This is a genomic window from Bacillus subtilis subsp. subtilis str. 168 (assembly GCF_000009045.1).
Classification (GTDB): Bacteria; Bacillota; Bacilli; order Bacillales; family Bacillaceae; genus Bacillus; species Bacillus subtilis.
This window is the reverse complement of the sequence record NC_000964.3, coordinates 512,750-525,660: the sequence shown is the minus strand read 5'-3', so window position 1 is coordinate 525,660 and position 12,911 is coordinate 512,750. Positions and strand designations below refer to the sequence as shown.

Sequence of the window (12,911 nt, the reverse complement as noted above, 5' to 3'; positions counted from 1 at the left end):
TGCCCGTATCTTTACTCATGTTTCAATAGTTCCTGTAAGCCGCTCAGAAAATTCTCTTTTTTCATCGCAGCTGCAAAGAAGGCTTGATCAATCTTCTCAACAATTGGCAAAGCCGCTGTTACTTTTTCTCCTCCTATTTCTGTAAGAGACAGGAGGACCTCTCTTTTATCCTGGGGATTTTTGCTTCTTTCGATAAATCCTTTTTTCTCAAGCGTCCGCACAACCTCCGAAACCATCATGATATTGGTCTGGCTGAAGCTTGCAAGTTTTTTTTGCGTGACGGTTTCTCCGTGAGCAATCATATACTTGCACGAGGTCAGCAGAACAAATTGAACGTGGGTCAGGTCAAACTCAGCCAATGCTTTTCCTACTTTCCGCTGCCAACTTTGCGTGGCCTGCCATAATAAAAAGCCCGGGCTTGTGTTCGGACCGCTAAATTTAGAGTGCCATTCCACTTATGTTAACTCCCATCGCTTGTGCTATTGTCAAAAAATCTTTTTTGCTTATTTCAAAGTGTCCTCTGCGAAATAAAAAGCCAAGATGCTTGGTTTCCTGAACAAATTCAAGCTTTGATTTAATGTCGTAAAAACCGATTTTATGGCATGGATAATAGTCTATATCTAATCGGTATGGAATAAAATTCGGAGCCATTTGATACGGATAGATGTTTCCGCTTTTTACTTTGCCGATCGCAGTAAAGCTTCGCAGCAGTTTGCCGTCTGGATATGCGTCTCTCGGAGAATAATAAATCAGCCAATCTCCCTCTTTCATTTTGGCGAGCGGGGCTTTTTTTCCATGGCACAGCTGTGCAAAACCGCCGGCAGCGCCTTTTAATACATGTTGCTCTGACACAACGCCGATCCAGTAATTTGTGTTCATTTTATCACTCCTCCGTAAAGATGGACAAGCCTGCTGACAGCCGTCGGCATGTCTTTAGACAGTTCAGTCCCAATGATTTCTCCCCACTTTTTTGCTTCAGCGCCTTCTAATACAATTCCATATGTGATACACAAATCTTCTTTTTGCTTTTGAAGCACGTGAAAAAACTCCATTATTACATTGCTATGCGGGCATGTTGACCATGACAGAAAACGCCCGATGTTTCTCCACATGCTCAAGCCATAAGAGAATTGTTTTTCCTTGCAGAAGCAATGTTCCTTCCGTTCCATTTTGAAATTGTCCTTTCAAAGAATCTGATGCAATACCCGTCTCCCATTGATCCATTGTTTCTGTTTCCTGATAACAGTTCCAGGTTTTCCCACATCCACATCAGCTATCGCTGTGTATTCATAATTCCACATCCCATAAGCTCCCAGAATGATAAGTTCACTTATTAATTATAATAAGCGCACTTATTAATAGTCAACCGCAAAAAAAAGAAGCCGGATGTCCAGCTTCTTTTTCTGGTTTTTTAGGACAGCTGTCCGAGAATATAGGTCAGGTCATCTTTTCTCGATGTCGTATACATTTTCAGCGAATTCGATATTTCTTCTACCGATTGGCCTTTTTTCAAATGGGAGCGGATATCAGGTACGTTGAGTCCATCTGTATGTATAATGAACTTTGAACCCTTTTCATAGGTGGCGGTGTGCGTTTTGTATTTTTGCGGCTTGCCTGATAAATAGCCCGAAATCGGCAGAGGATAAAAGCTTTCACCAGACGGGGAATGCAGAATAAACCGTACATTTCCGACAGAGCAGTACGTAAACTGCCTTTGCTCAAAATTGATTTTCAGGATAGATGCTGTAGCGCCTCTTTTGTTTTTCATCGCCTGATTACAGCGTTCGATAATGCTTTCTACGTCTTCACTCGCATAGTTTTCCACTAAGTCTTTGATGGCTGCAGAGGATTCGTTAGCAAGTGATCCACTTCCCAGTCCGTCAGCAACCGCGCAAATTAACTCCTTATCATCAGCTTTCATAAAAAAACTGTCACCGCAAATCGATTTCCCTTCTTTATTCAGTTGATATACTAGAGTTTGAATATGCTCGTTTTCTTCAACCTGGATCATTACATTAACTCCATCGAGGGATCTTCAATCAAGGCCTCTCTGAGCTTCTTCACAGCTTTGCGTTGCAAGCGCGAGACGTGCATTTGAGATATACCGAGAATGTCCCCAGTTTCTTTTTGGCTTTTGTTTTGAATATACGTAAGGTCTATGATTTGTTTCTCACGGTCTGAAAGGACATGAAGCACGCTTTGCAGCATCAATTGCTGGTTGACCCGCTCATATCCGTCCTCCTGTGATCCGACGATATCAAGAATCGTGACAGTGCTTCCGTCCGAATCCGCTTCAATGCTGTGGTCAACGGATAAGGCTTGATAGCTTTTGCCCATTTCCATCGTTTCAAGAACCTCTTCTTCAGAAACATCGAGGAATTCGGCAATCTCTTCGACTTTCGGCGATCTTTGTGTTTCAGTGGTCAGCTGATCAACCGCCATTTTGATTCTTGGACCGAGTTCTTTAATTCGTCTCGGCACATGAACGCTCCATGTTTTATCTCTGAGGAAACGTTTAATTTCACCGATGATTGTCGGGATTGCAAAAGCTTCAAACGATTTGCCGACAACAGGATCGTATCGCTTAATCGCGCCTAGCAGCCCGATCATGCCGACCTGGCGGAGATCCTCGTGGAAGCTTTTGCCTTTTGAGTATTTTTTCGCAAGCATGTCAACCAGATTTGTATACACCCGCACAAGCGTTTCCTGCGCTTGTTCATCTTGCTTTGTTTGGTAATCGCTTATGAGCCGATCGACTTCATCTTTAGTTAGTTTCGTAGTTTTTGATGGTTGTGTCATGATCAACTCGCTCCCCATTTAAATACTTTGTCATCGCTACGGTGACGCCGGAGTGGTTTTGCACTCTGACTTCATCCATGAGCGTTTCCATTAAATATAGACCGAGCCCTCCTTCTGATAATTGATCAACTGTGTGCGAAGGTGTGTACGGCCCTAGATCCTGCTGCTTTTGATCAAAGTCAAAGCTGTCTCCTTCATCCGCCACAATAACCTCTAAACGGTCTTCAAACACACCGAATCGTATTGACACTTCCCCATTTTTATCTTCTTTGTAAGCGTGCTGAACCGCATTTGTGCACGCCTCACTGACTGCGATTTTCAAGTCTTCAATTTCATCGTACGTATAGCCCATTCTGCTTGCGACCCCTGACAGCGTCAGTCTTATAATTCCCACATATTCAGGTTGGGCCGGCACTTTCATTTCGATGTAATCAGCATTATTCTTCATTGCACTCCACCTTCTGACTTTGCAGAAATATCAATGATGTCCTTCAAGCCTGTAATGTCAAACAGTCGGATCAGCCGTTCAGAAAGATTTTCAAGTTTCAGCGAACCACCTTGTTTTTTCACCATTTTAAAGGTCCCTACAAAAACGCCCAATCCGGTACTGTCCATGTAGCTGACATCTTTCAGGCAAATTCTTAAGTCAGCTCCTTGTTCTGCCAGAGGAACGAGCTTCTCTCTAAGCACCGGGGCTGAGTATACATCAATTTCTCCTGCAATGTTTACTTGTATATCATTCTCGTTTTGCTTCACATCAACATTTATATTCATTCGTATCACCTCAAATTTTCCTTCAAATCACTAGTTGCTTTATACCCTCGTCTGACAGACGTTAAACCTTTCTCCGCAAAACAATTAACGTAAAATCATCGTGAAGCTGAAAATCCTGCAATTTGAGGAGGCTGTCATAAATGTTTTTGACCATTTCCTGCGCAGAGGAACACATATGTTCCTCAATGAGCTTCTGCAGATCAGGACGCTCCAAGAAACCGTTTTCCGTTCTGCATTCTGTGACGCCGTCAGAAAATAAAACAATCATATCGCCCTTTTCCAGATGCTGATCGAATTGTTTGTAGTCATAGTCCTGCGAGATGCCGAGAACGAGTCCTTTGGCCTCTAAATCGTAAAACGTGTTGTCTTTTTGAGAATAATAGAATCCCGGTTCATGTCCCGCTGAAGCATATGTAAATTGATGCTTGTCCATATTGTAATTCGCATAAAACATCGTAATAAACATACTGGCATCAACGTTTTGTTCAACAACACGATTCAAATTTTTCAGCACTTGAGAAGGGTGTATGCCCGTTTCCGGCAAAGAGTCCATTGCGTATTTAATCATGGACATGCATAAAGCCGCTGGAATGCCTTTTCCGATCACGTCCGCGATTGCGATATTGATGGATTCCTTGTCTTTGACAAAGTGGTAGTAATCACCGCTCATCTGTTTAGCGGGAACACTGATGGCGCCGATATCCAGCGCTTCCTCCTGAGGAACTTTAGTTCCGAGAAGCGTCTGCTGGACATTTGCCGCGATTTCAATTTCTGATTTGATTTCCTGCTGTATCCCTCTAAGGGTTTGATGCTCCTGATAAGCCATTCCATAGCCAATCATGACTTCTATTAAAAAATCCAGCGAATGAAACACATCTTCCGGGAGACTTGGATACAGCTCCTTCAGCACTTTTCTGTGAATGCTGATGATTTCTTCCGGAGGAATTTGGTGCTCGATTGTTTTTCGGCTGAATTTTTGGGCTTGATATAAAGATGTTTCTGTTAATTCGGCTATATATCGACTAAGCAGCTGATGATACCGCTGCTCAATAACCTCCCTAAAATCCACGTTCTTACCTCCTACCGAAGCCATTTGATGGCTTGTATCTCTGTTCCTTCCCCCGCTACGGAATTTAAGCTGAATTCATCCATCAGCCTTTTGACCCCGGGAAGTCCCGCACCAAGTCCTCCAGACGTTGAAAACCCGTCTTCCATGACTTTTCGGATATCAGGAATTCCCGGCCCTTGGTCTTCCGCTATGATTTTCAGGCCTTTTTTTCCTCTGTCTGCGACCTGTTCAATTCCAATCTGCCCTTTGCCGGCATATAAATAAATATTCCTGGCTAATTCTGAAATAGCCGTTGTAATTCTAGCCTGGTCTACCGTGCCGAAACCCAGTTCTTTCGCAACGTTTCGTCCCAGCTGTCTGGCGGCCACAATATCCCATTCTGTCATGATTCTTACACAGGATTGGTCGTTCATTCGCTATTCCCCCAATTCCCGCTTCAATGTCTCAAGCCCCTGCTCTAAGTCGAGCGCAGTTTCGATTTCCTCAAGCGCGATTCCAAGTTCAATCAGCGTCACTGCCACAGCGGGCTGAATGCCGGTCAAGACGACTTTAGCCCCCATTAACTTAGACATTGTAATGACGTCCCCCAGCACTTTCGCGATAAATGAATCAATCATATCCACAGATGTCAGGTCAATGACGACTCCGTTAGCACCTGTTTCGTATATTTTATTTAATAAGTCTTCTTGAAAAGTTAATGCTGTCTGGTCATCAAGTTCCCACTGAATGGACACTAATAAGCAATTATACAGTTTCAAGATCGGGATTTTCGGATGTCTCAAAATGTTATTCCCCCAATGAAACGATTTTTCGATCCGTCATTTCCAATGCTGTTTGAATTCCTTTTTGCAGGGTATTCTTAGTTATAACTTGGGATAAATCAATCCCCAGGTTGACGATTGTTTGAGCAATTTCCGGACGGATTCCGGCCAGCAGGCATTTTGCTCCGACAAGCCTTACAGCTTCTGATGCCTGAATAATATGATGGGCAACCATCGTATCGACGACAGGGACACCTGTAATGTCAATCAGCACGACTTGGGAACGGTGTTTGACGACGCCATTAAGAAGGTTTTCCATAATTCGTTTCGCGCGTTCGGTATCAATTGTTCCGACAAGAGGCATCACAGTGATATTTTCAAACACCGGGATAAGCGGCGCAGACAGCTCTTGCAGCGCGATTTTTTGCAGGGATACTGTTTTTTCCCATGAGATTGAGTATTGATTAAAAATTTCTGTGTTAATCGGGCTGAAAAAGCGATCAATCTGCCAGATTAATTCCGTGCTCTCTTGATCTGGCAATCTCTTATCATTCATTTTCGTGTAGAGACGCTTCCAGAATTCGGCAAGTGCAGTAGCCAAAAACTTCATAGACAGTCCGATTTGGACCGCTCGAAGCGCCAGTTCGCTGATTTGGCTTTCAGCAGCATTTTCGTCCTTAACAGACAGCAGCAGAATGTCGATATATTCTTTAGATATATTTTCATACACTTGGTCAGTCAGCTGATAGGATTCTTGCTCGCTTAATTCTTTTAGTGTGTCAGTCCACAGTTGGAGCAGTTCATTTTGATTTTCGGCAATGAACTGGTATACAGTCTGGTTCGACATCAAATTCGCTTACCTCCCAATAAAAAACAACATATTTTTTCGTTATTTCACTATTATATCGTTTATGTTTTTTGAAAACAAAAAAAGTTGCTCTATTTGAGCAACCTGCAAATATGTCTAAAAATCAATGAGTGCCAAACTGATTTGTAAGGCTTCATCAACCTTATCCATCATTTCATCATCCAGATGAGTAATCTTATCCGTTAACCTTTGCTTGTCAATCGTCCGAATTTGCTCCAGCAAAATAACGGAATCTCTTTCAAAACCGTAGCGTTTTGCATCGATTTCGACGTGGGTTGGTAATTTCGCTTTCTGTATTTGTGCTGTTATGGCTGCAACAATAGCAGTTGGGCTGAAGCGATTTCCGATGTCATTTTGGATCACTAAAACCGGGCGCACCCCGCCTTGCTCTGAGCCAACAACAGGAGATAAATCAGCAAAATAAACATCGCCGCGTTTCACAATCAAATGATTATCCTCCGCTGACTAAGCGCTCAACTGTCGTTTCAGCCTCGCACTCCGCAAAGTGAGCCTCAGAAGAAATATTCAGGTTGATTTTCGCCATTTCCATATAGCCGCGTCTCATCAAATCACGGTTGTGACGAGTTGTTCGTTCGCTGACATACGCTCTCACTGCTTGTGATATCAGTTCGTTTCTGCTTCGTTTCTCCCGCATCGCTACACCATCCAATTCAGCTACTAGGTTTTCGGGCAAGCTGATTTTCATTTCGGTTCTTGCGCTGGATTCAGACAAAAAACATACACCTCCACCAAACTTACGGATACGACTCTTTTATCCATCCAGTGATAATGATACCATTATTCACTCTTCAAGCAAAGCTGTTTTATGAATTCTCCATTTAGGTAAGTTAATTGCTTATATTTACCTGCAATAAAGGATTTCTTACTTCCATTATACTCCCATTTTCCAAAAACATACGGGGAACACGGGAACTTATTGTACAGGCCACCTCATAGTTAATGGTTTCGAGCCTTCCTGCAATCTCATCCATGGAAATATATTCATCCCCCTGCCGGCCTATTAATGTGACTTTTGTGCCCGGCGGATATTCCTGATCCAGCTCCACCATAAATTGGTCCATGCAAATTCGGCCGGCAATTTTCAGGCGTTTTCCCTTCACAAGGATGTCGGTCCCTTTCAATTTTCGGAGCCAGCCGTCCGCATAGCCTACAGGCACCGTCCCGATCCATGTGTCTTTTTCCGCTGTGTACTCGGCTCCGTAGCTGACGCTCTCGCCTTTTCTGATCAGTTTGACATGTGACAGTGTCGAATGCAGGGTAAATGCCGGACGCAGCTGAAACGGTATCTCGTCCGACATGTCAGCAGACGGGCGAAGGCCATACATGCCGATGCCGAATCTGACTGCATTAAAAAAGCCTTTTTTCAGCCGGAGTCCAGCGGCGCTGTTCGCGCAGTGGACCATTAGATTCTTTAACGGCAGCGGAGCAATCAGCTCTTTAAAGCGCTCAAACTGCATTAAGAAATAGCCTCTTTCTTTTTCATCCGCTGTCGCAAAATGGGTAAATACCCCTTTGCACTTTAAACGAGGGTTGCGGTCAAGAATTGCCATCACGTTCTGAACTTCTTCCTCTGTTTTTACACCAAGTCTGTTCATCCCCGTATCGACCTTCAGATGAAAATGAAGAGAACCTTTTTTCGTGTGGCGGGCTGCCTCCTGAAGCCATTCAACAGAATAACCTGTTAAGGTCACGTCATACTCAGCAGCGATTGCCACATACTCCGGGGGAACCGCGCCAAGCACCAATATAGGCGCCTTCAATCCCTTTTTGCGCAGTGAAATCGCTTCATCCAAAATGGCCACGGCCAAGCATGAAGCACCTGCGTCAAGAGCAGCCTTTGCTGTTTCTGCATCACCATGCCCGTAGGCGTTTGCTTTCACAACTGCCATCAAGTGGACATGTTCACCGATATGTTTTTTCATATTGCTGACATTTTCCTTTATCGCGGACAAGTCAATTTCCGCCCACGTATCTCTGTAAAAAGGTTTTGTGCTCATTACGACACTTCCTAGCTTTTATTCAATATCATTTACATATCATACTAAAATTAAAGGCTAAAGGGAAACGATGTCTAACGAAAAAAAGGCCAAATCATGTTTGGCCTTTGGCGGTTATTTCGATGATTGTCCCTGCATGCTTTTCGCTACTGTCACCATTTCCTCTTTAGAAAGATCTTTAGAAGAGAGAAGGTAATCTACGCCGTCATATGTCCATGATAATGATGCATCCGACAGGGCGCCGATGGTGTAGCCGAGATTTACCGGTTCGCCGTTCAGCGTAACGGAGGAGGAAGCCTTGGCAATCTGGGCTTTTTCCTGAATTAACGTAAATGATTTTTCTCCTCCGTACGTCATGATGATGCGCTTCCCGTCTTCAGTAGATATATCTTTTTCTTCAAGCAGCTTGACGCCAAGCGGCAGTTCCAGCGGCGTTTTGACCGCAAATGTATCGGAAGGCTTTGCGCTTGTGGCGACATCCATTTGAGAAAGGGTCATATTTTTCTTTTCATCAAATGATTCTTTATCAAATTGTTTATTAAATTCAAAGCTGCTGAATTCTACTTTGACCATCACTTTCCGGTCAGTATCCATCACTTTGACAGATGACGGGCTCATATCTTTTTTGTTAAATGTGATTTCTTGCGTGGGCAGCATTTTGTTATGCTGATAGTTTGTTTTTGTTTCAAATACGTATTTCTTTTCTTTCGCTGTGAAAACTGCATCCGAATCGTTTTGAACATCCTTTACGAGCGATTCAAACAGATAAACCTGGCTGCTGTTGTTCGGCCAATCGCTTTGAAATCTGAAGCTCTTATTTAAAGACGGCGTGAGAACGAATACTCCGTTTTCATTTCGTAAAATGACTTGGTTTTGGTCCTTTTTCGGATTTTCTAAATAAACCCTGTACAGAGACGGCTTTTTGTGCCAGATTTCCACATTGTATACTTGAGGCTCACTCCCTGTCTCGATGGTCATTTTCGCTTTTGCTTTGTACGAGGTGTATTCTTTCGCCTTTTCATCTAACCCGGCCACAATATCTTGCTGTGTTTTTTGCCCGCAGGCAGAAAGAATAAGAACAGCAAGCAGTCCCGTTAAAAGCAAAACAAAGCTTTTTCTCACCTTTTTCAACCCCTTTTTCTCAATTGATGTAAAAGGAAGAAATCGCTTGTTTGACTTTAACGGTACGCTCGGTACACGTTTAGGCAGAACAGATGCGTACCATAAAAGCCTCAAACAACTTGTCTCCCTTAATGCACTATCAAATATATGAGTGGGGTTTCCCTAATATGCAGACTAGCTTGACAACCTTTCAATCACAACCTGCGCGGCAGCGTATTCTTTTGTATGAGTGATCGATACGTGAACGGCGGCCTGGCTCAGTTTCGTACAAATGATATAGGGCTTGCCATTTTGGTCTTTCCTAATTTCAATGTCCTGAAAGCTGAGCTGCCTCCCAATGCCGGTGCCAAATGCTTTCGAGAACGCTTCTTTTGCCGCGAATCTGCCCGCGAGAAATTCGTTTTTTCTTTTCTCTGAAAGCTCATAGTATTGGTCAAGCTCGCTTCGCGTCAAAATCCGCTCGGCAAACCTTTTCTGGCGCCCAGCCATAGAGGCGATCCGTTTAAGCTCGGTAATGTCCAGCCCAATGCCGTAAATCATGTATGATAACCTCCTTTGCGTACGTACTATTTAAATGGTTTGTCTCATAAACGTGTTACTATAGATATACCAAAATGAAGAAAAGGGGCTCGGAATGTTTATACGGACTGAAAATTTTCAAACATTTATCAGGCTTTACCCCGTTGTCACCTTTATATTGGCTTTGCAAGCTGTTCTCTGGCTGTTTTTTTCACTTCCTGCCCATTCAGTCGTGTTATGGAGGGATACCGTCACAGGCTATAATCTAGGTGTCGCAAACGGTGAATGGTGGCGGCTTATCACACCGATTTTGCTGCACGCCGGTTTCACACATCTGCTGTTTAATTCCATGTCCATCTTTTTATTTGCCCCGGCTTTGGAACGCATGCTGGGAAAAGCGCGTTTCCTTCTTGTATACGCCGGCTCCGGCATCATCGGCAATATCGGCACTTATGTTACAGAGCCGCTTGATTACGTGCATGTCGGGGCTTCAGGCGCCATTTTCGGGCTATTTGGCGTATACCTGTTTATGGTTCTTTTTCGCAATGAGTTAATTGGGCAGGAGCATTCCAAAATGATCATCACACTGCTCGCATTTGCCGTTCTCATGTCGTTTATCAACTCCAATATTAACATGATGGCCCATTTGTTTGGACTATGCGGCGGGTTTCTTCTTTCGTTTTTATGCGTGCAAAAAAAAGAGCGGCGGTATTAACCGCCGCTTCAGATTGTTGACAAAATCCTAAAATGGTTTTCATTTTAGGATTTTGTCATCTTTTCAGCGTGATTGAAAACCCATGAAGTCTAGGAAGGACGAGCATAGGAGCGGACTTTCACAGGATGTGATGACGACGGCGTTTAGGCAGGACGCCTGAGAATTTAGCCGTTGATCCACTTCGCATTGAGCACCGAAGCGCAGTCCTGACAACGAATGCGAGGGTTTGCCGACACGCTGGAGCGGCGGTATTAACCGTCCGCTTTTTCATATGAGTACCACTTTAAAATGAAGGCTGCATCCTCTTCACCTACGTCCCTCACCGTTAACTCTTCCATATGGCTCGATGATTTCACCGAAGTAGAAATGGTATACAAGCGGCCTTTCTTTTGGAAATAGGATTGGCTGAACTTGCAGACCTGCATTCGTTTTTTCAGTACAATGGCGGTTGTTCTGCCTATAAATCTAGACGTCAGCTGAAGACGGTCCCCGTTGATCGTCCATGCAGCCTCTTTATACGCGAGATAGCCGAAGAGCAATTCTATCGGCAGCAGGATCACTGACAGATAGCCCCATGGCTGAAAGAAGATACATAACGGGATGATCAAAAAGAGTGAAAAAATGACAGAACGGAACAAATAGCGTTTCAACGCGCGCCGCGGCAGGCGGCGGCAGTTTTCTTCCAGCGTGTATTCCGGCGTAAATGTTCGGAGCATGTGCGGAAGCTTTTTTTTATGAATCATTGGAAAGAGAATGGTCAAAGCGCCTTCTTCTTTTTCCCGGTCGCCGCCTCCTGCGCTGACGATGGACACCGTTACAAAGCCGAAAAGCTGGCGAATGATATTTTCTTTGATTTTAATGGCTTGTATTTTTCGCAGCGGAATCGTGACTTGATGTTTTTCAATAATTCCCCTTGAAATCACCAGTTCCTGCTCTTTTTTTATGATTTGAAAGTTCGCGTATCTAAACATCATGCCCGCGATGCTGAAAATCCAGGCGATAAATAAACCGATAAAAATGAGTACCGCATAAATACCGATGCTGGCGTGCTGAAGGAAGGAAAATTTATCGAATAACCAATCCATCGGCAGCACTTCATCAAGCTGGGAAATAAGTGCAAATACAGCGGAGATAATGACTCCGATTCCGCCGGAGGTAGAAGCGGCCATGAGCAATTCTTTCGCGTTCATGCGATAGTGCTCTTGCACCTCAACGGACGGATCCAACTCCTCTTCAGCTTCAAGCCGTTCTTCATCAAGTTCATTTTCTCGTCTTTGCGCTTTTTTCTTAAAGACAGCTTCTTTGATGCGTTCCGCTTCTTCAACAGAAATAGCAGAAAGAACGGCTTCTGCCTCCTTGCCTCCGCCTGCTGTTTCAATTTGCAGCTTCACAAGCTTAAAGATTTGCTGGACAAGGCCCGCGCTCGTATTCATTGTTTGAATCCGATCAATCGATATGTATCGTTTTTTCGTAACAAATAAGCCTTCTTCAATTCTAAATTCATCATCTTCAATTCGATAGGTAAACCTTCTCCATTTGATAATGCTTGCCGCTACAAGCCAGATGAACAGCACACCGAGCGCAATGGCTCCGTAAAAACGGACAGTATGGTTTGAATTGACAATATACACAAAAAAGAATGGCAGAATGATATTTTTTATCGTTTGAATAATGGTATGGCATAAATTCAAAATGACTGCCACCGGGTGCAGGCGTTTCGGTTCAGACATCATCGTCAGTCACCCTCGCCAGACGGGAAATGGAGTCTCTTAGCCGATCCGCTTCCTCCATCTCTAAAGCGGGGATCGAATGAACGGTCGCGGCTGTGGAAATTTTCACCGTTGCCAGGTTGTATTTTTTTAATAATGGCCCTTGTGACGTATCGACGTGCTGAACTCTGACCATCGGAACAATCACACGTGTCACCACAAAAATACCTGACTGAATATCTATTTCATGTTCATGGACTTCATATCGCCACACCTTATGACGGACCTTCGGAATGATAAAGACCGTCACAATCGATCCCAGCAGCCAAACAGCGCCGAGCACGCCGCTGATCCAGTACGGCCAATGAAAATAATAGCTTAACACTGCAACTGCAATGACAATAAGCAAGCAAACAGCGGATATGATGATCTCTTGAAGTCGCCAAACCTTTAATCCGTCTGGACTGATTTGGTTTTTTGGCTGCTCTCTCAAAAATACCTACCTCCCTTTTTTTCGTCGTTATTTATACGTCTCTTTTACAGAAAGGTTTCATTCT

General features: G+C 43.9%; 20 protein-coding genes. 1 reads left to right on the top strand and 19 read right to left on the bottom strand.

All coding sequences use genetic code 11. The features are described from left to right. Positions 1–11: 11 nt before the first annotated feature. The 17 genes from ydcH to acpS all read right to left on the bottom strand — a co-directional run bounded on the left by ydcH (position 12) and on the right by acpS (position 9,951). Complete coding sequence (ydcH, locus tag BSU_04770) at positions 12–455, bottom strand: putative transcriptional regulator (RefSeq protein ID NP_388358.1); 444 nt, start codon at positions 453–455, stop codon at positions 12–14. Next, complete coding sequence (gene ydcG, locus BSU_04760) at positions 439–879, bottom strand: hypothetical protein (protein ID NP_388357.1); 441 nt, start codon at positions 877–879, stop codon at positions 439–441. Before ydcG ends, ydcH begins: the two co-directional genes overlap by 17 nt. Then, positions 876–1,169, bottom strand: a complete 294-nt coding sequence (gene ydcF, locus BSU_04750) for a hypothetical protein (RefSeq protein NP_388356.1) — start codon at positions 1,167–1,169, stop codon at positions 876–878. Before ydcF ends, ydcG begins: the two co-directional genes overlap by 4 nt. Positions 1,170–1,184: 15 nt before the next feature. Beyond that, a complete protein-coding gene (locus BSU_04745; RefSeq protein YP_009513945.1) occupies positions 1,185–1,301 on the bottom strand; it encodes a hypothetical protein in 117 nt (38 codons plus the stop codon). Positions 1,302–1,411: 110 nt separating this feature from the next. Beyond that, positions 1,412–2,011, bottom strand: coding sequence for a serine phosphatase (rsbX, locus tag BSU_04740; RefSeq protein ID NP_388355.1), 600 nt, complete (start codon positions 2,009–2,011; stop codon positions 1,412–1,414). Beyond that, positions 2,011–2,799: an RNA polymerase sigma-37 factor (sigma(B)) gene (gene sigB / locus BSU_04730; protein NP_388354.2), complete on the bottom strand. Its 789-nt coding sequence runs from the start codon at positions 2,797–2,799 to the stop codon at positions 2,011–2,013. The genes rsbX and sigB overlap by 1 nt, the downstream gene beginning before the upstream one ends. Further along, the gene (rsbW, locus tag BSU_04720; protein ID NP_388353.1) at positions 2,765–3,247 is read right to left on the bottom strand and encodes a switch protein/serine kinase and anti-sigma factor (inhibitory sigma-B binding protein); all 483 of its coding nucleotides are present in this window, start codon (positions 3,245–3,247) and stop codon (positions 2,765–2,767) included. Before rsbW ends, sigB begins: the two co-directional genes overlap by 35 nt. After that, a complete protein-coding gene (gene rsbV, locus BSU_04710) occupies positions 3,244–3,573 on the bottom strand; it encodes an anti-anti-sigma factor (antagonist of RsbW) (RefSeq protein ID NP_388352.1) in 330 nt (109 codons plus the stop codon). The genes rsbW and rsbV overlap by 4 nt, the downstream gene beginning before the upstream one ends. A 61-nt stretch (positions 3,574–3,634) precedes the next feature. Next, a complete protein-coding gene (rsbU, locus tag BSU_04700; RefSeq protein NP_388351.1) occupies positions 3,635–4,642 on the bottom strand; it encodes a protein serine phosphatase; controls the activity of the anxiosome (stressosome) in 1,008 nt (335 codons plus the stop codon). 11 nt (positions 4,643–4,653) lie between these two features. Continuing rightward, entirely contained in the window at positions 4,654–5,055 is a 402-nt protein-coding gene (gene rsbT / locus BSU_04690) for a switch protein/serine-threonine kinase; controls the activity of the anxiosome (stressosome) (RefSeq protein NP_388350.1), read from the bottom strand. A gap of 3 nt (positions 5,056–5,058) precedes the next feature. Then, on the bottom strand, positions 5,059–5,424 hold the full coding sequence (gene rsbS, locus BSU_04680; protein NP_388349.1) for an antagonist of RsbT: 366 nt from the start codon (positions 5,422–5,424) through the stop codon (positions 5,059–5,061). A 4-nt stretch (positions 5,425–5,428) separates the two neighbouring features. Beyond that, entirely contained in the window at positions 5,429–6,253 is an 825-nt protein-coding gene (gene rsbRA, locus BSU_04670) for a component of the anxiosome (stressosome); positive regulation of sigma(B) activity in response to salt and heat stress (protein ID NP_388348.1), read from the bottom strand. 114 nt (positions 6,254–6,367) lie between these two features. Then, positions 6,368–6,718 (bottom strand): endoribonuclease toxin, encoded by a 351-nt coding sequence (gene ndoA / locus BSU_04660; RefSeq protein NP_388347.1) that lies wholly within the window; start codon positions 6,716–6,718, stop codon positions 6,368–6,370. 4 nt (positions 6,719–6,722) lie between these two features. Continuing rightward, positions 6,723–7,004 carry an antitoxin EndoAI gene (gene ndoAI / locus BSU_04650; protein ID NP_388346.1) on the bottom strand — a complete coding sequence of 94 codons (282 nt, stop codon included), beginning with the start codon at positions 7,002–7,004 and terminating at the stop codon, positions 6,723–6,725. Between the two features lie 115 nt (positions 7,005–7,119). Continuing rightward, entirely contained in the window at positions 7,120–8,289 is a 1,170-nt protein-coding gene (alrA, locus tag BSU_04640; RefSeq protein ID NP_388345.1) for a D-alanine racemase, read from the bottom strand. Positions 8,290–8,403: 114 nt separating this feature from the next. Then, positions 8,404–9,420, bottom strand: a complete 1,017-nt coding sequence (ydcC, locus tag BSU_04630) for a putative lipoprotein (protein NP_388344.2) — start codon at positions 9,418–9,420, stop codon at positions 8,404–8,406. A 165-nt stretch (positions 9,421–9,585) separates the two neighbouring features. Then, complete coding sequence (gene acpS / locus BSU_04620) at positions 9,586–9,951, bottom strand: holo-acyl carrier protein synthase (phosphopantetheinyl transferase) (RefSeq protein NP_388343.1); 366 nt, start codon at positions 9,949–9,951, stop codon at positions 9,586–9,588. Positions 9,952–10,045: 94 nt separating this feature from the next. On the opposite strand from acpS, the gene ydcA reads away from it, so the two are divergent. Then, positions 10,046–10,645 carry a putative rhomboid protease gene (gene ydcA / locus BSU_04610; protein NP_388342.1) on the top strand — a complete coding sequence of 200 codons (600 nt, stop codon included), beginning with the start codon at positions 10,046–10,048 and terminating at the stop codon, positions 10,643–10,645. Positions 10,646–10,896: 251 nt separating this feature from the next. On the opposite strand, the gene ydbT is transcribed toward ydcA, so the two are convergent. Both ydbT and ydbS read right to left on the bottom strand, forming a co-directional pair. Continuing rightward, entirely contained in the window at positions 10,897–12,378 is a 1,482-nt protein-coding gene (gene ydbT, locus BSU_04600; protein NP_388341.1) for a resistance to heterologous antibiotics, read from the bottom strand. Continuing rightward, positions 12,368–12,847, bottom strand: a complete 480-nt coding sequence (gene ydbS, locus BSU_04590; protein NP_388340.1) for a resistance to heterologous antibiotics — start codon at positions 12,845–12,847, stop codon at positions 12,368–12,370. Before ydbS ends, ydbT begins: the two co-directional genes overlap by 11 nt. Positions 12,848–12,911 lie beyond the last annotated feature (64 nt).